General features: G+C 56.5%; 24 protein-coding genes and 2 pseudogenes. 12 read left to right on the top strand and 14 right to left on the bottom strand.

Annotation, left to right across the window (positions count from 1 at the left end; translation table 11 throughout):
* Positions 1-340: 340 nt before the first annotated feature.
* Complete coding sequence (locus tag FEZ61_RS21370) at positions 341-580, top strand: hypothetical protein (protein ID WP_074584847.1); 240 nt, start codon at positions 341-343, stop codon at positions 578-580.
* Between the two features lie 68 nt (positions 581-648).
* Here the strand turns inward: FEZ61_RS21370 and FEZ61_RS21365 are convergent, their stop codons facing one another.
* Positions 649-837: a hypothetical protein gene (locus tag FEZ61_RS21365; protein WP_074584848.1), complete on the bottom strand. Its 189-nt coding sequence runs from the start codon at positions 835-837 to the stop codon at positions 649-651.
* Positions 838-1065: 228 nt separating this feature from the next.
* On the opposite strand from FEZ61_RS21365, the gene FEZ61_RS21360 reads away from it, so the two are divergent.
* Positions 1066-1299 carry a hypothetical protein gene (locus tag FEZ61_RS21360; RefSeq protein WP_074584915.1) on the top strand — a complete coding sequence of 78 codons (234 nt, stop codon included), beginning with the start codon at positions 1066-1068 and terminating at the stop codon, positions 1297-1299.
* Between the two features lie 11 nt (positions 1300-1310).
* Entirely contained in the window at positions 1311-1862 is a 552-nt protein-coding gene (locus FEZ61_RS21355; protein ID WP_074584849.1) for a hypothetical protein, read from the top strand.
* Positions 1863-1869: 7 nt separating this feature from the next.
* Here FEZ61_RS21355 and FEZ61_RS21350 read toward each other — a convergent pair whose 3' ends face one another.
* Entirely contained in the window at positions 1870-2562 is a 693-nt protein-coding gene (locus FEZ61_RS21350; protein ID WP_242455213.1) for a thermonuclease family protein, read from the bottom strand.
* 209 nt (positions 2563-2771) lie between these two features.
* Positions 2772-3407: a hypothetical protein gene (locus FEZ61_RS21345; protein WP_074584851.1), complete on the bottom strand. Its 636-nt coding sequence runs from the start codon at positions 3405-3407 to the stop codon at positions 2772-2774.
* Between the two features lie 121 nt (positions 3408-3528).
* Here FEZ61_RS21345 and FEZ61_RS21340 point away from each other — a divergent pair, with 121 nt between their 5' ends.
* The 4 genes from FEZ61_RS21340 to FEZ61_RS21325 all read left to right on the top strand — a co-directional run bounded on the left by FEZ61_RS21340 (position 3529) and on the right by FEZ61_RS21325 (position 6348).
* Complete coding sequence (locus FEZ61_RS21340) at positions 3529-4011, top strand: hypothetical protein (protein WP_074584852.1); 483 nt, start codon at positions 3529-3531, stop codon at positions 4009-4011.
* Between the two features lie 171 nt (positions 4012-4182).
* Positions 4183-4449, top strand: a complete 267-nt coding sequence (locus FEZ61_RS21335; RefSeq protein ID WP_074584853.1) for a hypothetical protein — start codon at positions 4183-4185, stop codon at positions 4447-4449.
* A gap of 126 nt (positions 4450-4575) precedes the next feature.
* Positions 4576-5040 carry a hypothetical protein gene (locus tag FEZ61_RS21330; RefSeq protein ID WP_074584854.1) on the top strand — a complete coding sequence of 155 codons (465 nt, stop codon included), beginning with the start codon at positions 4576-4578 and terminating at the stop codon, positions 5038-5040.
* A 141-nt stretch (positions 5041-5181) separates the two neighbouring features.
* Complete coding sequence (locus FEZ61_RS21325) at positions 5182-6348, top strand: hypothetical protein (RefSeq protein ID WP_074584855.1); 1167 nt, start codon at positions 5182-5184, stop codon at positions 6346-6348.
* 62 nt (positions 6349-6410) lie between these two features.
* On the opposite strand, the pseudogene dnaE2 reads toward FEZ61_RS21325, so the two are convergent.
* Positions 6411-6800, bottom strand: a pseudogene (gene dnaE2 / locus FEZ61_RS21320) (error-prone DNA polymerase); the annotation flags it as partial.
* 198 nt (positions 6801-6998) lie between these two features.
* Here dnaE2 and FEZ61_RS21315 point away from each other — a divergent pair.
* Positions 6999-7151, top strand: a complete 153-nt coding sequence (locus FEZ61_RS21315; protein ID WP_169886981.1) for a hypothetical protein — start codon at positions 6999-7001, stop codon at positions 7149-7151.
* A gap of 2 nt (positions 7152-7153) precedes the next feature.
* Here the strand turns inward: FEZ61_RS21315 and FEZ61_RS24655 are convergent.
* Positions 7154-7993, bottom strand: a pseudogene (locus tag FEZ61_RS24655) (methyl-accepting chemotaxis protein); the annotation flags it as partial.
* Here FEZ61_RS24655 and FEZ61_RS21305 point away from each other — a divergent pair.
* Positions 7907-8671 (top strand): ATP-binding protein, encoded by a 765-nt coding sequence (locus tag FEZ61_RS21305; RefSeq protein ID WP_081347984.1) that lies wholly within the window; start codon positions 7907-7909, stop codon positions 8669-8671. The pseudogene FEZ61_RS24655 and the gene FEZ61_RS21305 sit on opposite strands and share 87 nt — an antisense overlap.
* An 898-nt stretch (positions 8672-9569) precedes the next feature.
* On the opposite strand, the gene FEZ61_RS21300 is transcribed toward FEZ61_RS21305, so the two are convergent.
* From FEZ61_RS21300 to FEZ61_RS21285, 4 genes are all read right to left on the bottom strand, one after another.
* Complete coding sequence (locus FEZ61_RS21300; protein ID WP_074584858.1) at positions 9570-10271, bottom strand: SOS response-associated peptidase family protein; 702 nt, start codon at positions 10269-10271, stop codon at positions 9570-9572.
* A 213-nt stretch (positions 10272-10484) separates the two neighbouring features.
* Positions 10485-11711 carry an HD-GYP domain-containing protein gene (locus FEZ61_RS21295; protein WP_074584859.1) on the bottom strand — a complete coding sequence of 409 codons (1227 nt, stop codon included), beginning with the start codon at positions 11709-11711 and terminating at the stop codon, positions 10485-10487.
* A gap of 85 nt (positions 11712-11796) precedes the next feature.
* Positions 11797-13422, bottom strand: a complete 1626-nt coding sequence (locus FEZ61_RS21290) for a methyl-accepting chemotaxis protein (protein WP_074584860.1) — start codon at positions 13420-13422, stop codon at positions 11797-11799.
* Between the two features lie 44 nt (positions 13423-13466).
* Positions 13467-13727, bottom strand: a complete 261-nt coding sequence (locus tag FEZ61_RS21285) for a hypothetical protein (RefSeq protein WP_143008548.1) — start codon at positions 13725-13727, stop codon at positions 13467-13469.
* A gap of 358 nt (positions 13728-14085) precedes the next feature.
* Between FEZ61_RS21285 and FEZ61_RS24650 the strand changes: the two genes are divergently transcribed.
* A complete protein-coding gene (locus FEZ61_RS24650) occupies positions 14086-15399 on the top strand; it encodes a methyl-accepting chemotaxis protein (protein WP_173150405.1) in 1314 nt (437 codons plus the stop codon).
* Between the two features lie 58 nt (positions 15400-15457).
* Here the strand turns inward: FEZ61_RS24650 and FEZ61_RS21275 are convergent, their stop codons facing one another.
* Positions 15458-16027, bottom strand: a complete 570-nt coding sequence (locus FEZ61_RS21275) for a hypothetical protein (protein WP_173150402.1) — start codon at positions 16025-16027, stop codon at positions 15458-15460.
* A 481-nt stretch (positions 16028-16508) separates the two neighbouring features.
* Between FEZ61_RS21275 and FEZ61_RS21265 the strand changes: the two genes are divergently transcribed.
* Complete coding sequence (locus FEZ61_RS21265) at positions 16509-17150, top strand: chemotaxis protein CheB (RefSeq protein WP_173150400.1); 642 nt, start codon at positions 16509-16511, stop codon at positions 17148-17150.
* 722 nt (positions 17151-17872) lie between these two features.
* Positions 17873-19741: a diguanylate cyclase gene (locus tag FEZ61_RS21260; RefSeq protein ID WP_173150398.1), complete on the top strand. Its 1869-nt coding sequence runs from the start codon at positions 17873-17875 to the stop codon at positions 19739-19741.
* 455 nt (positions 19742-20196) lie between these two features.
* On the opposite strand, the gene FEZ61_RS21255 is transcribed toward FEZ61_RS21260, so the two are convergent.
* The 4 genes from FEZ61_RS21255 to FEZ61_RS21240 form a co-directional block, all read right to left on the bottom strand.
* On the bottom strand, positions 20197-20466 hold the full coding sequence (locus FEZ61_RS21255; RefSeq protein ID WP_064309075.1) for a hypothetical protein: 270 nt from the start codon (positions 20464-20466) through the stop codon (positions 20197-20199).
* A 92-nt stretch (positions 20467-20558) separates the two neighbouring features.
* Positions 20559-20927 (bottom strand): response regulator, encoded by a 369-nt coding sequence (locus FEZ61_RS21250; protein ID WP_064309076.1) that lies wholly within the window; start codon positions 20925-20927, stop codon positions 20559-20561.
* 179 nt (positions 20928-21106) lie between these two features.
* On the bottom strand, positions 21107-21484 hold the full coding sequence (locus FEZ61_RS21245; RefSeq protein WP_064309077.1) for a response regulator: 378 nt from the start codon (positions 21482-21484) through the stop codon (positions 21107-21109).
* Positions 21481-22374 (bottom strand): ATP-binding protein, encoded by an 894-nt coding sequence (locus tag FEZ61_RS21240; protein WP_064309078.1) that lies wholly within the window; start codon positions 22372-22374, stop codon positions 21481-21483. Before FEZ61_RS21240 ends, FEZ61_RS21245 begins: the two co-directional genes overlap by 4 nt.
* Positions 22375-22433 lie beyond the last annotated feature (59 nt).

Below are 22433 nucleotides of genomic sequence, written 5' to 3'. Positions count from 1 at the left end.
CTTCGATGTGCGGTCCCTGACAAGCGATAAGGTGCCCGGTGTTTGCGTTTTCCAGAAGGCCGCTAGCCTAGGAGGCAATTCCATCAGTATTGAGCGAGCGCAAGATGAACAGGCACCCCAAAGTCCTACAGGAACTGTTCGCGGAGCGGGAGCGTGCGGTTGCCGCCTTGGTTGACGGAGAGCAGATTGCCGCCGCAGATCTCGAGGGACTAGATTACTTGGGCCGGTTCAAGGTGGCCAACGAGCACTTGCACCTGTGTGACGCGTCTGCGCGGAGCGCGCTGCTCAGTTACACCCATCATTTCGTCGCTTCCTGCGCACGCCATCAGGAGTCGAACTGATGGATCACACCACACGGATCGCATTCCTCACCGAGTTACGAGACCTCCTCCAGCGATACGACGCGGAGATTTCCATCGACTATGACGACTCTAGCGATTTCCATGGAGTCACCGGTGAAGCCATGAGTGTCAGCATGGGCAAAGCTGACCGGTTTCACGGTCGCCCGACTTTCACGCTGGGGGAGGGATGGGGGATAGAACCCGACAGCTTGTCCCGACTGTTGGAATCCTCCGAGTGAGCATGATCCCGGAGCTGTGGAGTGCTCGACCAGCACCGTCAATCGGTGTTGGGTACCAACGGCCTGAATCAGTCCTTCCAGAGATATTTTTTGCGCCAGCCGGGATAGATTTCCTTCGTCAGGCAGTCGTCCTGAACGAACACCTGAGCACGTAGGTCGGCGTTCCTCTCGGCAATTTCCAGCAAGTCACGTGGAGCGCCATCTGCCTCTCGATAGATGGGAGGGTAGCCGTTTCGGGTCAGGATGTAGGTAGCCATAGCTTTGCCTTTCGTTGGTTCATAGGAGGGAGCTCAATAGCGGCCGCAGGGTATGTAGCTGGGGCGCCTCGTCAAGGGGAACGTGCTCAAGCTCAATTTGTGAGTAGCTGGGAGCAGCAGCCGGCGACCTGCGCGGCTAGCATCGAGCCGCAGCCGGTACCGAGTTGCATTTTTCAAATGCTCGATAGCGTGGAACGGATCTCCCACAACTCGCGAGGCATTCGGAACATGGCTACCCAGAAACACTTCGACGCCGCGGCCGAGCGGCTGCTTGGCAAAACGGCCTACCAGGGCCTGCTCGCGTCAGGTTATTCGCGGCCGGACTTCTGCCGCGAAATCGCGCAGCTGGCGTTCATCGGTCATCTACCCGACTCGGCAAGCACACAGGACGATCTCGTGCTGATCCGCCAGGTCGCTGAGCGGCTGTGGAAAGGCGCCGGTGTTACTGGACTGGACGAGTAGGAGGCCTGGCAATGGACGACATCAAGAAAGCGGAGAGAAAGCGCTTCGAAACGGCCACCCAGCAGGCGGACTGGAACGCTGTGGTGCAGGGCAACCCCACCAACACGGTGCCGGTCTGGATCTACTCGGTCAATCCGGAGCACGGCGCCCGGTTGGTCACGCAGCTCTCGGTCGAGGGCTACCGCGCCGCATGCCAGCGCGGCGGACTGCCGCTGCCAAAGGGCATCCAGGCGTGGGACGTGCTGCAATACGCCCTGACCGGCTACGAGGCGGCGAAGGATCACGCGGCGCGCCTGGCGCTGCACGAGGAACTCGCTGGCGCCCTGCTCACCTACGCCAGCCACACCAAGACCTGGGGCATGCTTCCCCCGGTAGGCCAGGTGCAGGGCATCCACGTGGTGATCGGCGATTGGAACACCCGCAAGGCCGGCCGCGTCTTCAAACCGGCAGCGGTCGTGGGGCGTGAGCTGCTCAGCCGTCCGGACGTCGTCGCCCTCCTCGACCAGCTGATCGCGGCCCATACCGCGAAGCATCCGGCAGAAGGCCCCATCCGGGCCCGCTAGTCACCAACTACCGGCAGATGGCTTCGCACGGCACCCCGTCGTGGTCGCCATCGATCCGGCCGTTGCCACAGTGCTGCAGCTGATACTTCGCCTCCGCACAGCTCGTCATCTGCCTGCAGGCCTTCAGTGGTGTGCAGCTGAAGGATCCCGCGGTGCTGGTGCCATCCGAACCGCCAAATTGAGAGAAGGACGCGGGTCGCTTCGGCGGTACTGCCGCCGGCGGCTCGCCCTCTCCAGCTTGCGCATCTTGTCGCTGATCACGCGCGGCGCGGCGCCACTCCCACGGCGGTACCCGCTCCGCCTCCGGTAGCGCCCACAGGCCACGCTTCTGCGCCTTGGCCTGCGCTTCCAGGTCCAGCAGCGATCGATCCTTCAGGTATTGGCGATAGACCCACGCGGCGCCCTGGCGCACCTGCTCGGCATTCACGTCCGTATTGCCCTGGTACACGCGGGCCACCCGGCGGCCGTATCGGTCAGTGTCCTGGACGTCCCGGCGAACATCCTTCGAAAAGACCATGCCCGCCAAGGATTGTTGGGCGCGGTTGCCGTAGGGCTGTTTGCTCTCCGGGGTATCGATTTCCGCAAGCCGGACCTTGATCTGCTGCTTGGCGCTAGTGAGGCACGTCAGGGTGTCGCCGTCGTGCACGCCCACTACGCGGCAGTCGATCGTTTCGGCGAAGGAGAGGGTAGGGAGGGTCAACGCAAGGGCTACTGCTAGCTGCCGAAGCATATGAGGTCTCAGATCCGTTGTAAGAGGGTGAGGGCCGGTATCACCGGGCGGGCGCTGCCGCGTTTCCGTACTGCCGGTGACGCCGACGCGGGAGTGTAGCGGCGGCAAGGATGACTGGCAGGCCCTATGCGGGGGAGAAGCAGACAGAGGAGCGGAAGGTGGCTATGAGCGGCGGTGGGCTAGCGGCCGTGGCCACCGTCAATGGCGTTACCGCCGGCGGCCATCTTCTTGCGATTGGGGCGCTTATACGCAGGAATCTGGCGCTTCAGGCGCAGCTCCCTCACCTTGCTGTAGTGCAGGCCGTGCCTCAGGCCAATTGCCCGGTCGCTATCGGTGCCCAGCTCAGCCAGTAGCGCCTCGCTCAGTGGCTGTTCGACCTGCAGCTTTGGAATGCCGCGCCGTTTGCGTTCGCGGTACACCAGATCGTCAGGAATCCCGAACCGGTGAGCCAGCTCGGCGTCTCGCAACTTGCCCAGTAGCGGCACGGCCTCCGGGGGCAGACTGTGCACCCGCGGTGCCCGCTTCGCCGGGGCCAGGCCCTGGCGCAGGCGCATCAGGTAGACCGCGCGCCGGCTGATGCCGAGCCGCCTGGCGACGGTCGCATCGGGTTCCTGTCCAAGGAGGGCGAGGTTCTCCGGGCTCCACCGGAACAACGTCTCGCGCTGGAAGCCGCCCTGCTTCAGGTCGTAGGGCGCGATGGCCAGCGACTGCCGCTTGCGCGCCACGGTCATGCGCGACATACCCCACCGGTCGCCCAGGGCGGTATCGCTCTCGGTGCCCAGCAAGGCAAGCATCTCGTCCGTCCAGATCTTCATCGCAACTCACGGGATCTGCAGCACATGCCAGTCTAGCGGCATGCCACCAGGCGGACCACGACGGGCCTTGCGTTTTCCGGATCGGTGAGAGGGTAGGCCATCACCTGATGGAGACACGAACATGGTACCGGTTGAACAGCTCAAAGCCGCGGTGGAACAACTTCCGAAGTGGAGCCCGCAGATCACCAGCCAGGTAGGCTGGGTCAACTGGCGCCAGGGCTTCCAGATCAAGGCGCTCTGGTACGGGAATTGTTCGCTCCTGTGCTACCTCGACTTCAAGGACAGGGTTGCCCGGGACGACACCTTGGCCACCGCCTTCAAGCGGTTCGCCGCGCCCGGCGCTCGGCCGCGAGTCATCCATGGCCATGGGTGGTCCTGCCTCGACTACTCGTTCCAGTCGGACCACTTCGTGTCCATCAACGAGCTGGCGGAAATTGCAGATGCCAAGGGTTATGCGTACACCGTCCTATACGTCCAGGAATGTGCCGGTGCTCGGCCGGTCTTTGCGACGCTGGGTATCCCGCTGGTACCGGGCGAGATGGGCAAGGAATGGGTGGGCGGCGAGTTCATTTCCTACGCCTGTCCCGCCGGCCAGAATCTGTAGTCGTCTGCCACGTCTGCTGCGTGATAGATACCTGCCAGCGCCGGGCGGTGCGGTACACCAACGCCCGGCGAGCCGTAATCTGTAGTCGTACTCTGCGTCACCTGACGACCTGCTGCAGGCCATGCCAGCACCGCGCGGTATCATCGCGCCTCAACTCGTGAGGCGTGCGCAATGCTGGTGATCCATCTGGAAAGTGGTCGAGTAATCAACCTGGAGCGCTCGGTGAGCACCGTCAACGCGTACGGTATCTGGGAATACCACCGGAGCCAGAGCTCCAGTATGTGGGTGCCCGACTACACCCCCTACCGCCATCTCGCCGTCAAACCGCCGGATCCAGCCATTGGCCAGAAGGTCACCGTGGCTATCTGCAAGCTCGGCGCGCCAGAGGAAGAGTGGAAGCCGTTCAGATCCGGGATCGCAGGATTCGACGGGATCTGAAAGCGGTCGCAGTAGGCGAGTCAGGCTACCCCGGTGCGCCAGCTGCTGAGCCCCTCGCGGCTTGCGTATCTGAAGACCTATGGGACGTTGGTCAGCATCACTCAACGATGCTGACGGAGCTTCCCCATGCAGACCCTCAATACCTCCTCGACTCCGGCTCTGCCGCTACAGCTGTGCGTCCACCGCTATTGCTCTAGAGCCGAAGACCCGGTCTTCCAACAGCTGCTTGTGATTTGGAACCAGATGGCGTCGATCCTCGCAGCGGCGCCGGCCGACACCATTGCCAAAGTCGACAGTGAGTCCCTGTTCGTTGCGCCGGTGGGTGGTGCTCTGGCAATGTTCCTGTCCGCAGACCTCAGCCCAACGGCCGTCGACGGCAACATCTTCCGGCCTGGGGATTTCGACGGCATCGGTGCTGATGAGTTTGCCGAGCTACAGGGCGCTTTGGAGCGCTGGATAACTGCGCCAACGTACGACACGCCCTGCACCCCATCGCACCTTGCAGACGTGCTGGCCGCCAACTACCAAGAACCAGCAGCACCACGCGAATGGAAGTGGTCGGGCGAATACGAGAACACTTACGGCCAGTAGATCTATCGGGCGCCGCGCCAGTGTGCGCAGGCGTCGCGCTACTGTCGCAACCCTCCAAGCGGCGATGAGCGCCGGCCGGTATAGCTTAAGTATCTTCATCGGTATACTGTATCCGAACGCAGATACTCCGGGATACTGGCCATGGCCGCGAGACGTCCACTCTTCAAACGCACCGCTCTGGCGGAGTCATTGGTTAGAGAGCTGGCAGGCGAGACCTTCCACGATCATAGCTCAGGGCTCTTCCTCGCGGCGCCGCGGCGCACCGGCAAAAGCACCTTCCTCAAGAACGACCTTATTCCTGCCTGCGAAGCCCGTGGTTGGCTCGCTGTCTATGTCGACCTGTGGGCGGACAAGCAGAACGATCCCGCCGACCTGATCGCGGGCGCCATCGGCGAGGCCTTGGCCGAATACGAGTCTGGCTTGAGCAAGGTGGCCAAGAAGGCCGGCATTGAAAAGCTCAACCTCCTGCGCACCCTGAGCTGGGACTTCACCCGGCCGCAGCTGCCCGCCGGTACTACCCTGGCGAAGGCACTGGAAGTGCTGCGCACCGTATCAGGTCGCATGATCGTGCTGATCATCGACGAAGCTCAGCATGCACTCAACAGCGAGGCAGGCGTGGCAGCCATGTTCGCCCTCAAGGCTGCCCGCGACCAGCTCAATAGCGGCGAGGAGGAAGACGGCGTCCGGATGGTCTTCACTGGCTCCAGCCGAGATAAGCTGGCCAACCTGGTGCTCAAGAACGGCCAACCCTTCTACGGTGCCCGGGTCTCCGAATTTCCTCGTCTTAGCCGTGACTATGTCGAGTTTGTCACCGAGCTGTGGAACGGCAGTCTCGCCGCGCACAACCAGTTCGCGATCGAGGACGTGGAGTACGCCTTCGAGTTAGTCGGCCGCAGGCCGGAAATGCTGACAGCGCTTCTCTCTGACACGCGTGTGATCCTGGGCGAGGCCGGCAACCTGGGCGAGCTGCTGCGTGAGGGCGCGCTGAACCATCAGCAGGGCGTCTGGAACGACTACGAAAGCGCCTGCAACGACCTGTCAGCTCTACAGCGTGCTGTCCTGGAGGTGATCGCCGAGCGGGCCTTGCGCAAGCAGTCTTTCGCACCGTTCTCGTCAGAGACGCGCGAAGCGATCAACCGAAAGCTTGAGGAGGCGCAGGCAGCGCCGAATGCCACAAAGCCCAATGTGCAGAAGGCCCTCGAAGTGCTGCGTGAGCGAGAGCTGATCTGGAAGGCTAACCGCGGCGAGTATGCGCTGGAAGACAGTGCTATGGCTGAGTGGTTGATAGGTGATAGGAACGACGCCTGAAGCGAAGGACGCCCAGCGTCGACCCATAAGTACAAGAGCGCCTGCTGCCACCGTATCAAACGTCAGTAATGCGCAGGATCGCTATGCAGTTGGTATCTACCCAGCTCACGCGGGTAGTCGGCCTCCGATTCCCGGCGGTTATGCTCGAAGTCCACATTGATGTCCGGAGGCTCATCTCGCTCGTGGCTGATGAAGCGCTCGAACAGCAGGTTGATCCGGATCGGATCCAGCTCAGTGATACGCAGGGCGAAACAGACCGCCGAGTTAACGGCCGAGCCGCACCCCTGGCAGAGGATTCCCAGCTGCAGTGCGACGCGGACGAAGCCGTGCACGGTTAGGAAGTAACTCTCGTATGCTTTATCGACGATCAGCTGCAGCTCTATCTCGATCTGAGTACGCAGGTGGTCTGGCAGATCCTCCGGCCAGCGCCAGGCGCAGCCCTCCTCAGTGAGTACACAGCCAGGTGGCGGCGTATGCCTCCGGTACCACCTCGCTGGGTATTGGTAGCGCGGCTTGGTCAGGCTAAAGGCGCAGCACGCCCGGTGCGTCGCCGAGCCCTACACCTTTCGGGTACCCGCTGGTGAAAGCGAGGCCGATGCCGCCGAACGGGTGCGCCCCTGCTGGAGGAACTCCAGGGTCCCACCCTGCTGGTGGCCAACGGCGCCCTGATCCGCAGCCTGCTGGTGGCCATCGGTCTGGCCAGCCCGGAGGTGGCGACGCGGATGGTCATCCACCAGGGCCGCTGGCTGGAACTGGATGCGGCCTGTTATGCGTGGTACAGCGCCCCAGGCTGGGACGCCTAGCCTTAACTCAGCCGGCGAGCGAACAGGCTGACCGCGCCCACCACCTGGCGGGCGCCTTCCTGGATCTCGGTGATGCGCACCCCGGCGTTGCTGGCTAGGTGCAGCCCCTGCTCCGCCTGCTGCCGGCTGGCCGCCATGTTGCTGACCGCTGTCTGCGCCAGTTGCTGGTTCTGCTGCACCACGCCGACGATCTCTTCGGTGGCCTTGCTGGTGCGCCCGGCCAGTTGCCGGACCTCGTCCGCCACCACCGCGAAGCCCCGCCCCTGCTCGCCGGCCCGGGCGGCTTCGATGGCGGCGTTGAGCGCCAGCAGATTGGTCTGCTCGGCGATGCCGCTGATGGTCTTGACGATGGCGCTGATCACCAGCGACTGCTTGCCGAGGTCCTCGATGCCATTGGCGGCGACCTGGATCTCGTCGGCGATGCGGGTCATCACCGCGACCGTGTCCTGCACCACCGCCGCGCCCTGGCGGGCACTTTCGTCGGTGGTCTGGGAGATGTCGAAGGCGACCCGCGCGGCCTCGGCCACCGCCAGTTCCTGTTCCACCTGCTTGGTGATGACGGTGGCGAACTTGATGACCTTGTACAGCTCGCCGCGGGTGTTGAGCACCGGGTTGTAGGAAGCCTCCAGCCAGACGGTACGACCATGGCTGTCGATGCGCTTGAAGCGACTGGCCACGTAGTCGCCGCGGTTGAGCCGCTCGCAGAAGGCGCGATAGTCGGCCGACTCGGCTTCTTCACGGCTGCAGAACATCCGGTGGTGCTTACCGACGATCTGCCCCAGCGAATAGCCTATGCCCTGCAGGAAGCGCTCGTTGGCGGTCAACACCTCGCCGAACAGGTTGCGGAGAGTTTGGACCTGGAGCCGGGAGATTACCTGTCCCTCTGCGTGATCGACACGGGGAGTGGCATAGCCCCCGAGTTCTTGAGTCGCATCTTCGATCCGTTCTTCACGACCAAGCCGGTCAGGGAGGGTACCGGCCTGGGCCTGTCGATGATCTACGGTTTCGCCGAGCAGTCCGGCGGCTGGATCAAGGTCGATTCGACCCTGGGTGAAGGCACCACGATGTGCTTGTACATGCCGCGGCGCAACGAGCATGCCCCGTCAGGTGATTGCCCCGGTGAGACAGCAGCGGAGCCGGAAACGAAGGGGCGCGGGGAGGTGGTGCTGGTCGTGGAGGATGAGCCGGTGCTGCAGATGCTGACCACCGAGATCCTTGGCGACCTGGGCTACACCACGCTTGAGGCGTCAGGAAGCGCGGGCGGGCTGGAGATCTTGAACTCTGATGGCCGGATTGATCTACTGATCATGGATGTGGGCCTGCCGGGTCTCATGAATGGTCGGCAGTTGGCCAAGGCCGCTCGGGAGGTGCGCCCGGAGCCCAAGGTGTTCTTTGTCACCGGCTTCGCTGATACGGCCTCTCAGGACGAAGGGCAGCTCAGAACTGACATAGAGGTGCTGACAAAGCCCTATTCGGTAGACGCCTTCGCTGCTCGAGTCGACAGGCTGTTGGGCGGTTGAGGGGGCATAGCCCCTAAGCCGGACAGCACGGTACTTCAGGCAACGGGCGGGCTATCGCTGCCTTCGGCGTTTGTGCCTTCCGTGGCTCCTAAAAATAGACCACGTGAGATGGGCCGGTCTGGATCTCATAGCTCTAGCCGGTCGCGATGATCATTGCTACCGGTGATGAGGGATCGGAAGTGGGACTAGCGACCTCTTTTTGACTGATTCTCGAACGTTAGCCTGTCCCGACTATCCCAACCCATATGGAGGTCGAACATCAGCGCGTGAGGTGGTTCGAGTAGCCCTAAGCCCGTTGAATACTACCGCGGCCTTGTAATTATCGGATTAGACGATCTAGTCATCACTAGGATAAGCCGTGGAGCAAATAGTAAGTCAGGTGGAATGCTTTTTAAGCCTGGGCTAACCTCAATCGTGTTCCTCTATCTATTTCGTCCCAAACGGTGATAGGTTAGAGTTGGACTGGTCCATCCTTCCAAGCCTAACCTATCACCTTGATCAGCTCGGAGAATTGAAGGGTAGAAGTGATGAGGAATTCTCTACTCGAATACGGGCGACCCAACCAGCGGTTACAGAGAAAATGTCCGACAAAGAGTCCCAGCTCGCTGTTTTGATCCTCTTGGCTATCATCATAATTACGGGTATTGTGCTGCTCTCTGTTGTGCTGGACTTTTAGTAAAGCTCGTGCCCGACTATTTCTGGCCCGTTCCTCCAAATCGATAGCCAGGCTTGGGCCAGGCCCCATCTCACAGAAGCTTTTTATGACTTTCGCTAGGGACGGCACCTTTACCATATGCCTACCACTTAGAGAAATGCCTAAGTCGCTTCTTGTGTAAGCCAGCCTTGAAGTAAGTGCTGAGGTGTGGTGAGTCAGTCACTACATGATCCAATTTTAGCCTTAATCGAGATCTTCGCTTTTAGGCTTCACTAGATCTTGCCCATCGTGCTTGACGCTATTAACTACGTTACTGACGGGATGCCATTTAAAAACATCTGGTTGAGCCAGACATTCTTGAATGATTTCCACAAGACGCTCTTCGGAAGTGTCAGGATCCATCCATTCCCGAACTAATTCTGCAGAAAGTATTAAGGGGGAGCGGTCATGAATATCAGCCATACTGCCTTTAGACTCTGTGGTAACGATTACAAAGCCATCGCCGTCGTATGGCTTCAAGGCTCTTTCTCTCAAATAGCCAATTGCAGCAATAAATAACGGCTTCTCGGATTGTAGGTTGAAATAGTAATGCTGTCTAGCCTTTCGACCTTTGCAGCAAGCGTACCATCCATCTGCAAGAATCACTGCACGTCCATTTTTCCAAATCTCACCAAATATTTTGCTCGAGGCTGCGGTTTCCATTCTGGCAGTAATTGTAGAAGGCCAGTTCTTTTCACGAACCCAAAAAGGCCGCACGCCCCACGTCAGGGCCTCCATTTTTGCGACACCTTCTTCTACAGTCAAGATGCCTACTCGATCACCTGGAGATATATTGTAGCGCTTTGAAGTGCAGAGGCCTGCTGGAATCTTCAAACTGGTCATGTCAAGACCTAGGATTTTCAGATACTCGCTTATACCCCGCGACTGCACGAATCGGCTACACATTTTTGACTCCGATACTGGAAGATGAAGGCAGGCGCAATATCAAAATTTCGTACTTGAAATAATTATATTACTTTCAGTTATATGGTTATGCGGGTCAGGCTTATCGATTTTATCTACTTATTTATTTTGCAAAGCTCACGATGTGCCTGTAGCAGAATTTCCCGGAGGCAGAATTTAACTCTGAGTGCAAGCGTAGATCTATTCAACTCCTACCTATTTACTTCTCTCTTGTTCTTGCTGCCATAATTTATCAAGGTTCCGAAACCCCCAATTTTCGGCCTTTTCACGGCAGATGATCTTTTCACCACCTGGTGCACGTGCTAAATCCAGCAATCGTTGTGGTAACGGTATACGGGACCGAGCGGAGAAAAAGATCCGTATCTTAGGCGTTAATAGATTGTCGGGATGCTGGTCGACTACAACAGCTAGTTGATCGTTATTTAATCGTACCAATGAGCCTATTGGATAAATACCTAATGTCTTTATAAAAGCTTGAAAAACGTTAGGATCGAAATGACCTTTCCACTCAGCCATCTTCCGAATCGACTCTGCAGGACTCCAAGCTTGCTTATAAGGTCGTGCGGATGAAATAGCATCATAGACATCGCATACGGCTGCGATTCGTGACAGTAGGCTAATTTCGTTACCTGTAAGTTTATCTGGATAGCCGCTTCCGTCAAACTTTTCATGATGATGCAAGCAAACATCAATACTCTCTGCCGATGCCTGCCATTGCTGCAGCAGTGCAACTCCTTGCTTAGCATGACTTTTCATAATCAAAAATTCTTCGTCAGTCAGCTTGCCAGGTTTATTAAGTATTTTCAGAGGCACAAGCATTTTGCCTACATCATGAAGTAACCCTGCAGTGCCCGCTGCCCGTACCTCTCCGGCCGTTAGATTTAATTGACGTGCGACAGCTGTCATCAATGCGCAGACAGATACCGAATGAACAAATGTGTATTCATCTGCAGAGCGCAAGCGTGCCAAGCTTATTAATGTGGTAGGGTGGCGGAGAACTGATCCTGACACTTGCTCAACGACCGCATCCGCGTCACCCATTGAAATGGCCTTGCCCAGCCGAGCATCATTAAATAGCCGTGTGACTTCCTTTTTTACGTCAGTAAGGACTTTAGCAGCTCGCGCCAACTCCTGGTCACAGCTAATTATGTTAGAAACTTCGATATTAGTGACCGTGCCCGATTCTAATACATAGGGAATGGGCTGAACAATTAGCTTAGCATCAATAGTATCAATGCAGCCAATCCCTCGAGCTGTATCAATCCATACTGCCTGCACGGCACTTTCTTGAATACGTTGCAGGTCGGTGTTTTGCTCCAATAGAAAGCCGGTCCTCCAGAACGGATGGTCGACCCAGCTTCCCTCAAATTTCTGGATAAACATGCCAAGCTGAACGTCATCACGGCCAATTTTCTTTAGCATTCTTGCGTGTTTAGATTATATAAAAAATTTGGGGAGTATTTCACGTCAACACCTTTCGCTGACTTCCTGCTTGGTAGTACACGCTTTAAAGGGTAAACCGCCGAATCTGGCTGTCGAGCTCGGTTGCCAGTACCGAAAGCTGCTGACTCGCTGCTCGTGTTTGTTCGGCACCTGCGGCTGATTGCACCGAAAGGTCGCGGATGCGTACCAGGTTACGGTCGACTTCCCTTGCCACCTGGGCCTGTTCTTCGGCAGCACTAGCAATCACTAGGTTGCGCTCGTCAATGTCTGAGATCGATTGAGCAATGGCTGTCAAAGCAGCACTGGCAGACTGTGCCTGTCCAAGCGTCTGATCAGCCTGCTTAGCGCTCATCAGCAAGGCTTCGACGGTCTGACTTGTACCCTGTTGAATGGTGCCGATCATGCCCTCGATCTCGCGTGTGGATTCGCCGGTCCGATGCGCGAGCGCCCGGACCTCATCGGCCACTACGGCAAAACCACGGCCCGCATCGCCCGCTCTGGCAGCCTCGATGGCAGCGTTGAGGGCCAGTAGATTCGTTTGATCGGCAACGGAGCGGATAACATCAAGCACCTGAGTAATGTTGCGCGTTTGATCAGCCAGCTGACGCGCATTGTCGCTGGCATTGACGACGTTTCCAGCCAGGACCGTTATGGCGTCCAAGGTATCTACGAGCAAGGTCTGACCTTGGCGAGCGGAACCGGCAGCCCGACGTGTCTCAGACGAGGTAGCGGTAGCGTTGCCGGCGACCTCTTCCACCGCCTGACTCATCTCCGTGACGGCAGTGGCGGCCATTTCAATTTCGTTGTTTTGCTGGTGTAGCCCATGGGTGCTTTCCCGCATAACCGCGGTCATTTCTTCCGCGGCCGAAGCAAGCTGAGTAGCCGAATGCCCCATGTGTTCAAAGGTGTCACGTAAGCTTCCCTGCATCTGGTGCATGGCCTGCAACAGTTGCGCCGCTTCATCCCGACCTCGGGTATCGAGTGCTTGGGTGAGATCACCGCTAGCAATAGTCTTGGCAGCGGCGACTGCCTGGGCAAGAGGACGTACCAAGCTCAACGTCAACCGCCAGGCAAGCAGTAGGGTTATGCCAAACGTCAATGCAATGACCAGCCAGGTGACCGACGTTGCGCGGTGATAGGTCCGGGTCGACACCTGCATTGCCGAATCGACCGCATCTTTGTTGATCTGGCGTAAGGCTTCAGTGCCTTCATTCATCTTGGCGCCTAGCTGCGCCATGGCAGCCTGCACCAAGGCACGTCCATCATCCAGTCGGCCTGCTGCGATCAATTCGGCAAGCTGAAGGGTGTATTGCATATAGTCGTGATGAACTTTTCGCAAAACGTCAAAGATTTGCTGCTCGCGTTCTGAGCTCACGAGCTTTTGATATCGATCAAAGCCTACGCGTACCTCGGCACCAAACGCTTCGATTTTCTTGCGCGTCGTAGCAACGGTGGCGGCGTCTGGCATCGCAAGAAGGCGAAGGACCTCAATACGCGTTTGGGCTATCTGCAACGCCAGTTGATTGGCTTCGATGATACTGGGGACGCTATTGCTCTCAACGATTTCTTCTTGATCGCGAAGCTGACCAAGCTGATAGAGACTGAACAGGCCTAGCGCAGCTACTAGGACCGCCAAGAGGCCGAAACAGAGCAGGCTTCGTGTTGCTACACCGAAGGAACGCAGGTTCATGACGTGGTACCTATTGGAAATTACCAGCTAATCGGCAACGTCGATCAAGGCTTTAGGTCACGTATCGTCCGTTTATCAGCAAGCTCTACCCCACCAAGAGAATCCGTTGCCAGCCTCACGGCGATTTCAGCAATCAGCTCATGGGCTTGTCTGGCCTGCGCTTCGAAAACTGCCAATGTGATTTGTAGAGCGGGATCATCGAGCTTTAAGGTTCGCAGCTGATCCAAGCTAGCGGTAAGCTGCCTATGGATCGACAGCAGGTATTCCCGACTTGGATGATCTGGGATATCTGGGAAATGGTTCATAGTAGCTCTCATGTGAAGCCAGAGGCGCCGTATTGCTACCTGATAGTTTTCAAAAAAAAATTATATTCAATAAATGATTGTAGGATAATTTTACTCGGCATTTCTTGGCAATGAAATTTGGGCGGTTGCCATTCATCCTTCGTTATAGACCGCTGGGCAGATTTCCCCTTCAAGGATCGCCGCTTCGGTCGATTAGCGTAATAAACTCCTTTTCCTATCTAGGCCCGCTACTTATGAAGAAAGCGCGTCTTCTAAGGCAGAGCAGTAGCGGATCTGCTTCTGCTATTAGCAGCCTTTGCCTAGTACCTAAGTGGCCTATAGATAGGCTAACAACTTCTTTGAACAAGGCGAGCTAAATATGTTTAACAAACACCTGAAGGCCGAGTTAACAGCTGCCCTTGAGCGCTTAGCCTCGTTTGATCGCTTAAAGCAGGGTTTGGATGAGGACATGATAGGCATTGAGCTTACACCCGAGGCACGGATCAAGCGTGTAAATGCCAATTTTGAACAGGAAGTAGGTATCCCTGCTCATGAGGTGATAGGACGTCTGTTCGCTGAATTGATGCCAGATCATGTAAAAAACGAAGAAATGAGTAAGCGTTTGATCCAGTGTCTCTCCAAAGGAGAACATTACAGCGGCGCAGTGCGACTCTCGGGAAAAGACGAAAAGGAAATATGGTTGCGCGGTATCATGCAGCCTCTTACTGAAGATTGCGGAAAGTTAAAAGGCTATCTTTTCTATTGTAATAATCTTACTCGAACGATTGAAGCGTCGCGCGAGCATGAAGGACTCCTCAAAGCACTGACACTGTCTACTGCAGTGATTGAATTCAATTTAAAGGGTGAAGTCCTTAACGCAAACGAGCGCTTCCTGGACTCTATGGGTTATCGTCTTGCTGCGATCAAGGGGCAGCATCATCGTATGTTTTGCCATTCCCAAGAGGTTCACGCTCAAGCGTATGCAGACTTTTGGGAGCGCCTGCGTCAAGGTCAATTCTTTACTGGCCGATTCAAGCGAATTGATGCCTGTGGTCGCGAAGTTTGGTTGGAGGCCTCCTACAATCCAGTATTTGACGGCCAAGGAAATCTTTACAAGATCGTAAAATTCGCATCAGTCATAACAAAACAGGTGGAACGCGAACGATGCGTTTCAGAAGCCGCAAGGCTTGCTTATGAGACCTCGCTACATACTGATCAAACAGCACGACTGGGTGCATCAGTTGCTCAGGAAACGGTCGAAGTGATGACCAGCCTTTCTCATCAGATGAGAGACGCGGTCGTCGGAATCGAGGCGTTGGATAAGCAGTCGCAGGCAATAGGAAGTATCGTCAAGACAATTAGCGGTATTGCAGAGCAGACTAATCTTTTAGCACTGAATGCCGCCATCGAGGCCGCACGCGCCGGTGAACAGGGCCGTGGCTTTGCGGTGGTTGCTGATGAAGTCAGGCAACTGGCTTCGCGTACCACAAAGGCTACAGAAGAGATTGTCAGCGTCGTAAAGCAAAATCAGAATCTTGCGGAAAATGCAGTAAAATTGATTGAGGCAGGTCAACTGCAAGCAGAGCATGGACTTTCACTCGCGGGGCAAGCTGGGCAGGTTATTATCGAAATTCAAGACGGTGCACAAAAGGTCGTGGGCGCAGTCGGCAAGTTCGCCAACCAACTCCAGTGAGTTAACTAGGTAATACTTGCATGTAAGGCGCTAATTCTAGGGCCTTATTTTTATCCATCTATAGAGATAGGTTCTCACGAGAAGTGCTCGCCGCAACATAATCGTTAAGCTCTAGCTTCAACTTCTCAACGTATCTTTTTTTGGCTAAACATTCAAGCGCAAATTGTACGGGGTAAGGTGCCGGCAGAGCGCCAGGGCAGGTAGTATCTAACATATAGGCTTGCATCAATTGTTCAGAAATGCCCAGCAACATTGCAGCCTTTTGATAGGTCAATCCAGCCTCGCCAAGTAGTCTAGCTAGAGTTTCTGGAGACTCATCATGATTTGCCGAGTCGGGAGTGGCATAAGCAGTATCTTTTAAGATCTTTAAATTGTCTAGCTCTGTGGGGCTATAGATGTCCCTACCAATTCCCTTGCTTATAGCCCATAAAATCTTATCTATTCCATCTTTTGTAGCTAAAGCTTTTCGTGGATCGCCGACCAGCGGGAGAAGGGTAGCTATATTGATCTTAAGGAAGAACTCTACTAGCGCATTTGTTTCATCGCGATCCAATGCCTGATAAAAAAGCGTTTCTGTATCGGTAGTTACAAGCTCTACTTTAATACTTAACAGAGCTGATTCGATCACGATGGTCGTCCGTGCAAAAGGGCTATTGACACTCTATTCTATAATACGCTAGCCCTCTTGGAATAACTGTTATTACGCTACATTTTATTGCAGTAAGCCCTATTCCACATAAACGCCAGTTGAACGGGTCGTGCTGATAGGCACGTCCACAGGCATCCTGGCTGCGCTAAGCCAAGTGCTTAGGCAGCTGCCAAGCGACCTTTGACGCCGCAGTTTTTACAACCATGGACATTGGCAATCACGTCAGCTCGCTACCGGAAAGTTTGGCATCCTATACACATCTTCCTGTGAGGTTCGCCGAGACCGACCAACCGATAAATAAGAACCACGTGTATGTTGCGTCGCCAGATCACCATCTTTTGCTACAGTCGGGAACGATGCAGCTGGTCCGAAGCGCTAAGGAAAACTACACCTGCCCCGCTATCGATCCAATGTTTCGGTCTGCTGCCATCAGCTACAGACGAGGCGCTGCAGGGGTGATTTGACGGGTGAGCTCGATGACGGCGTGGTTGGATTGCAAGCGATCAAGGCCTATGGTGGGCTCGCATTTGTACAGGATCCTGTGACAGCTGACGCGCCGTCGATGCCCGAGAGTGCGCTTCGTTATGTGACGGTCGATTTCTGCCTGCCCCTGGGCGAGTTGAGTAAGGCCATCGTGCACGCACTCCAGGATAGGCGAGCGGATGATTCCGCACTTAACAAAAGTAGCCTTACTGAGCCATTTGTTACGGAAAACAAGCTGACCTATGACCCAAGTGCAGGAGGCGGCGCCGCGCTCGATGGCATCGGCAAGGTCTCGGGGATGACCTGCCCAGAGTGCGGAGGCACGCTGTTTAAGCTTGGATCCAGTCCGTTGCGTTTCCGGTGTCATACCGGACATGCCTATACCTCTGCTTCCTTGCTCAGTGCGCAGGACGAGTCTATTGAAGAAGCCCTATGGGTAGCGATTCGGGCATTGCACGAAAAACAGCTATTGCTTGAAAACTTTGCGCGAAGCAGCGAGGCGGCCAGACGAAGCCAAGCAGTCGAGGAGTATGAGCTTGCAATGAAAGGGGTCGAGCAGCATAAGGCAGCCTTGCAAGCGTTGATAACGAAGTTGCACTTTCCTTACCAAACCAATTAGTACCTTTCTTAAAGCCGATGTTCGCCCCTCAACCCGCATCTGCGGCGCCTGGATGACTCTTATTTTTGGCTCTAGACCGCAGCCCTTTCTGATACATGACGCGAATCTTCCCCTACCAGGCGGCAGGCTAACTAGCGCGATAGTAGAAGGTGCGCTAGCTCTGCGGGACGTCAAGGATCGGAGTTTCCTCAAGCCTGGAAAGCCCGTGTTGGTAGATAAGATCGATAACGACTAGCAGTCCGTTGGTTTGCTCTACACAGACGCCTTCCACGTCTCGAACCGCCGCGATGTAAGCGCCTGCACGATGAAAATGTAGCTCCAGCTCGCATACGTCTCGGGCGTCCTCCAAATCTGCAATGTAGCGTGCGAGTGACGCGGAGAGCCGGGCTCGTTGACTGGCAGAAATCGGCATCGCTTTCCCCTGGAAGTCAGGCAACCTAGTCGGATAAATACATGAATAGCCTTGGCGCTAGCGACAACGCGTAGTGCTCAGTAAGGCGTCGCAGCCAGCCAGTAATCCATTCACATCCCTCGGACCGCAGGCGGTCGTTACCTCACGCCCGCTGAGGGTCGAGGCGCTAAACGTGCCAGTCGTTGCTGCTTTATAGTATGACTACTCTAAAAATTCACTAGGGAGGTTGTTGGTGACAGACTGCTCCGTCGAATCCACAGGCGTAAATGTCCCCCCAGATGAGTATGAGCGGCTTGCCTTGTTGCGAGCGATGAAGCTGCTGGATACCGATCCGGAACCGGTTTTCGACCGTATCACACGCCTTCTTGCGCATAGCCTTTCGACACCAATCGCGCTGTTCTCACTCGTCGATGAGCATCGGCAATGGTTCAAATCCAGAGTCGGCATGGACCTGATCGAGACCGATCGCGACGTGGCGTTCTGCGCACACGCAATCATCGACTCTGCTCCATTGGTCGTGCCTGATGCCGAGCGCGATGAGCGATTTGCCCTTAGCTCCTTGGTGAGAAATCACCCGCACGTTCGCTTCTATGCGGGCGTACCCATTCGCACGTCAGGCGGGTTGGCCTTAGGTACGCTATGTGCAATGGATTCCAAACCCCGCATACTTACAGAGGCCGAGCTGATAGTCCTGCAGGACCTGGCGAGCTTAGTCACGCGTGAAATTCAACTGCGCGAGACCGTTCTACTTGCAAGATCTGAGCTTGATCGCGCTGATGCGATGCTTACGGCGAGCGACGCGCGCTTTCGTGCAGTCTTCGAGCACGCTTCGGTTGGCATAGGTCTGCTGGCCAAAGATGGCGTTTGGCTGAGTACGAATGACGCGCTGTGCCAGCTGGTGGGGTATAGCCGTGATGAGCTACGCCAGATGACCATGCATCAGCTGACCCATCCGGACGACGTTGCGTCTGAGCCGACAGCAGATCAAGGCGCGTGCTACGCCACGACGTCCAAAGCGGAAAAGCGTTATCTGCATAAAAACGGCGAGTCGATCTGGGTCAGCGAGAGTATCAGCCGAAAAAATACTGCCGCAGGCGAGCTTGAGTACTACATCGTCGTCAGCACTGACATCCAGGCGAACAAAGCGGCAGAGGCGGCGCTAGCAACTGTTCACCATGAGTTAGAGGTGCGGGTGCGGGCCCGTACACAGCAGCTATCGGAAGCTAATAGCGCACTATACGCAGTGATTGAGCGTCAGCAGCGCACGGAGCAGCAGGTGCGCGACCGCGAGGCAGAGCTGGCCTCAGTTATCGAGAACGCCAACGACGCATACATCGGCATGGATCAGGTGGGTCGAGTAACCGCTTGGAACAAGGTGGCGGAAGAGACGTTTAGCTGGGCAGCTAGTGAGGCAATCGGGAACACCTTGCACCAGCTAATCATACCCGCGGAAATGCGAGAAGCGCATCGTCAGGGAATGGCACGCTATCTTTCGACCAGTGAGGCAAGAGTGCTCAACCAGCGCTTGGAGTTGCCAGCGGTACGCAAAGACGGAACAGCGCTGGTAGTGGAGGTTCGGATTCGCGCTCTAAAGATCGGTGAGCACACACAGTTCAGCGCATTTCTACACGATATTTCGGAGCGCAAGGCTTTAGAGGCGCGGCGCGAACATGAGGCCAGGCACGATGCGCTCACCGGCCTGCCAAATCGACGTGCGCTTGACGACCTGCTTCCGTCGGCGTTGACGCGCGCAGACCGCAACCAATCGCCATTGGCGCTGGTATTCATCGATTTGGATGGTTTTAAAAACGTCAATGACACCCTCGGGCACGAGGCGGGGGACGAACTGTTACGCATCATCGCGAACCGTTTGCGCGACGGTACCCGCGCCTGCGACGTTGTCGCACGTTTGGCAGGCGATGAATTTACTGTTGTGCTGGAGGGTGTTCCGCAGGGGCTGGTCGACGCAAGAGCGGTTGCGTCCAAGTTACTAGCGAGCATCGCTGAACCGGTTGCGCTCCATGGAGGTACAGCCAGCGTGCATGCCAGCATAGGGATTGCGCTTTATTCGCCGAAATCCGATAAGAGTTCGACCGAGCTGATACGGGAAGCCGATAGCTGGATGTACACGGCGAAGCGTGCTGGAAAAGGCAGAATTTTCCCGACTACACCCGGGTAGGGTGCAAAGCGAGCGCCAGAGCCATCGGCGCCCCTTGCATCAAACTCCTATCTGGAGGAGCTGCTTGTCGGGCTGGAGACGCTGCGGCGTTGCCAGCGGATGAGCGGCTTCGTTTTATGACAGCTGGCGAGAGTCATAAGGACATCGAATGGGCCTTATCGATGACACGCTACCTATGCTTCTGACAGATGCCTATAGCTCTTCCGCCTTTGCCTAACCTTGCGATTTTCTTCTCACTGACGTCCTACGCTATTGATCTAGAGCGCGCGCACAACTTGCAGACGTTAGACCTGCATCACAAACGGCTTGAGTCCTACCTGATGGCCCTGCGCGATGCCTCAGCGCTGCCAGGTGAGGATTTGCGGAAGCTGAATGAGCTTTTCACCACACTCTATCGCCAGCAGTTCAGCCACTTAGGGGGGGCAGGGCACGCTTTGATGCTAACCCTTCGATGGTCAGTCGTTGCGAAGTGACAACGTGAAAATGGCGCCCGTACGCTCCAGTACCAACTGATCGGTCTGCAGATGGCCAATGGCGATGGTTGTATTGATCAGATAGAGGACTTGCTCCCGCATCTCGCCCATTGCTCGCACCGTATCCAGTATCCCGTTGCGGGAGACGAATAGATATCCGGCGATCAACCGGCTGGTACCGGCAATGCCGGGTTCATGTGGCAAGACGTCGTAGGTGGCGAGAGGGTCGAACTGGAAGGGAAGGGTAGGCATGAAGCTAGACGTGTGGAGACTTCAACGGCTAAAGATAGCGCAGGCGCTACCGGTTCATCTCTTTGATGCGCTGGGCGGTAGCTCCCCGCACATTATCGGAGCACGTCAGCTATCGCGTTTTCCAAGGTCTCACTGAGCCATGGCTTCTGCAGATAGACAACATTGGGCGGTAGATCCTTCTGAATGTCGTAGCCGTAGCCCGTCGTGATGATGATCGGAAGAGAAGGCCAGCGGCTGGTCAGCAGCTGCGCAAGATCGGCACCTGTCAGTTGGCCGGGTACCAAATGGTCGGTGATCAGGAGGTCGGGTTTGCCCGAGTTGAGAATGTCAACCAAGGCGTCATCGGCATTGGGAAAGGCCTTACATTCAGCGCCGCGCTCCCGCAGCACGTCCTCTAAAATCTGGCACAGCAAAGCATCATCTTCTACCACGGCAACGCGGAAGGAGTTCAGGTTGATCAATTAGGATAGGCCTTCAGATAGGAGCGGCCACTCTATCAGGCCTGCCTAGGGTTGTGGATAAGTAGGCAGACAAAAGAGCGATACACAGCGACAAGGCGAAATTTTTCGTTCGCCGTGTATTGGGTTGCAGTGCCCAGCGGGACCCTTAGCTTGGTGTCATTACCTTTAGCAAAGAGAATTTAGAAACAGGCCGGGAGCCGTGCCCTAACCGCATCTTCGATCTGCTGGTAAGACCATGGTTTGCCCAAGAAGCTAGTGTTGGCCGGTAGTTGGTGAGTTTGAGCGCCAGAAAAGCCTGAAGTCAGCAAGACTGGCAGCTCAGGCCAACGCAGAAACACGAGGTGTGCCAGCTGATAGCCGTCTAGGCGGCCCGGCATAAGGATGTCAGAGATAACCATCGTCACCTCCGACGCATGGCTTTCCAGGTACTCGAATCCAGAGTCGGCCCGATCACACTCGGTAACCACCGCGCCCAGATCTGCAAGGATGTCGCAGATCAGCTGGCGAACCAGCGGCTCGTCTTCAACAACGAGGATGTGCGGGTGTGAATAGGTCATTTGGGTACGTGTCTAAAGAGCAGCAGGGGATCATACGTGTTTGAGCCATGCGTTTGGCTTAAGTTGTTACCAATAGACGAAAGGTTATGTATCAAGCACTTGGCGCACCTTGATTGCGAGGTTGCGCAGTGTGAACGGCTTAGGTAGCAAGAACATGCCTCGGTCCAGGCTGCCGTTGTGAACGATGGCGTTGCATAGCCGACCTCGCTATACATCTTGAGATGGCCATAGGACTGGGCGACGAAGCCGTAGACCTGGGACAACCCCCGGCCGGTGCCGCGGCCGACGGGCTTGGTGGTGAAGTAGGGCTCGAATACTCTCATGAGCGTCTCGGCGTCGATACCGGTGCCGGTGTCACTGACGGCTACCATCACGTATTCGCCGGCCGGCACGCCTTCCTCTAGCGCGTAATGATCATCCAGGTAGACGTTGCCGGTCTCCACGGTGATGGCGCCGCCTTCCTCCATGGCATCCCGCGCATTGACGCAGAGATTGACCACGGCCTGTTCGAGGCTACTGATGTCCGCCTGGGTGAAACAGAGGCCGGCATGACGGATGATTTCCAGCTGATAGCTGCCGCCTAGCGTTCGCTGCAGCAATTCTGACAGGCCGCTGACCAGACGGTTGAGGTTAATGACCTCCGGCACGAGCGGCTGCTGGCGGGAGAAGGCGAGCAGACGATGGGTGAGCTCGGCTGCGCGATTGGTACCTTCAAGGGCCAGGTCGGCGTAGCGCTGGATGTTGTGGTCGCCGCGCGCCAGCTTGGCCATCAGCATGTTCAGGCCGCTCATGATGACGGTGAGCATGTTGTTGAAGTCGTGGGCGACCCCGCCCGTGAGCTGGCCGACTGCTTCCATCTTCTGTAGCTGGCGTACCTTGTCTTCCGCCATGCCGCGTTCATGGCGTTAGTTGCTGAGATCCTGATTCGAGGGCACCTCTAAAAACACAC

Origin of the sequence: Pseudomonas sp. MS15a(2019), from assembly GCF_013277805.1 — a bacterium.
In the GTDB taxonomy this organism is placed as follows: domain Bacteria; phylum Pseudomonadota; class Gammaproteobacteria; order Pseudomonadales; family Pseudomonadaceae; genus Chryseomonas; species Chryseomonas benzopyrenica.
This window is presented reverse-complemented; position numbering and strand designations above follow the sequence as displayed.

Coding starts and splice junctions, on each gene's coding strand:
- FEZ61_RS21370 (WP_074584847.1), top strand. CDS start 341: ATGGATCACACCACACGGATCGCATTCCTCACCGAGTTACGAGACCTC.
- FEZ61_RS21365 (WP_074584848.1), bottom strand. CDS start 837: ATGGCTACCTACATCCTGACCCGAAACGGCTACCCTCCCATCTATCGA.
- FEZ61_RS21360 (WP_074584915.1), top strand. CDS start 1,066: ATGGCTACCCAGAAACACTTCGACGCCGCGGCCGAGCGGCTGCTTGGC.
- FEZ61_RS21355 (WP_074584849.1), top strand. CDS start 1,311: ATGGACGACATCAAGAAAGCGGAGAGAAAGCGCTTCGAAACGGCCACC.
- FEZ61_RS21345 (WP_074584851.1), bottom strand. CDS start 3,407: ATGAAGATCTGGACGGACGAGATGCTTGCCTTGCTGGGCACCGAGAGC.
- FEZ61_RS21340 (WP_074584852.1), top strand. CDS start 3,529: ATGGTACCGGTTGAACAGCTCAAAGCCGCGGTGGAACAACTTCCGAAG.
- FEZ61_RS21335 (WP_074584853.1), top strand. CDS start 4,183: ATGCTGGTGATCCATCTGGAAAGTGGTCGAGTAATCAACCTGGAGCGC.
- FEZ61_RS21330 (WP_074584854.1), top strand. CDS start 4,576: ATGCAGACCCTCAATACCTCCTCGACTCCGGCTCTGCCGCTACAGCTG.
- FEZ61_RS21325 (WP_074584855.1), top strand. CDS start 5,182: ATGGCCGCGAGACGTCCACTCTTCAAACGCACCGCTCTGGCGGAGTCA.
- FEZ61_RS21300 (WP_074584858.1), bottom strand. CDS start 10,271: ATGTGTAGCCGATTCGTGCAGTCGCGGGGTATAAGCGAGTATCTGAAA.
- FEZ61_RS21295 (WP_074584859.1), bottom strand. CDS start 11,711: ATGCTAAAGAAAATTGGCCGTGATGACGTTCAGCTTGGCATGTTTATC.
- FEZ61_RS21290 (WP_074584860.1), bottom strand. CDS start 13,422: ATGAACCTGCGTTCCTTCGGTGTAGCAACACGAAGCCTGCTCTGTTTC.
- FEZ61_RS21285 (WP_143008548.1), bottom strand. CDS start 13,727: ATGAACCATTTCCCAGATATCCCAGATCATCCAAGTCGGGAATACCTG.
- FEZ61_RS24650 (WP_173150405.1), top strand. CDS start 14,086: ATGTTTAACAAACACCTGAAGGCCGAGTTAACAGCTGCCCTTGAGCGC.
- FEZ61_RS21260 (WP_173150398.1), top strand. CDS start 17,873: ATGAAGCTGCTGGATACCGATCCGGAACCGGTTTTCGACCGTATCACA.
- FEZ61_RS21255 (WP_064309075.1), bottom strand. CDS start 20,466: ATGCCTACCCTTCCCTTCCAGTTCGACCCTCTCGCCACCTACGACGTC.
- FEZ61_RS21245 (WP_064309077.1), bottom strand. CDS start 21,484: ATGACCTATTCACACCCGCACATCCTCGTTGTTGAAGACGAGCCGCTG.
- FEZ61_RS21240 (WP_064309078.1), bottom strand. CDS start 22,374: ATGGCGGAAGACAAGGTACGCCAGCTACAGAAGATGGAAGCAGTCGGC.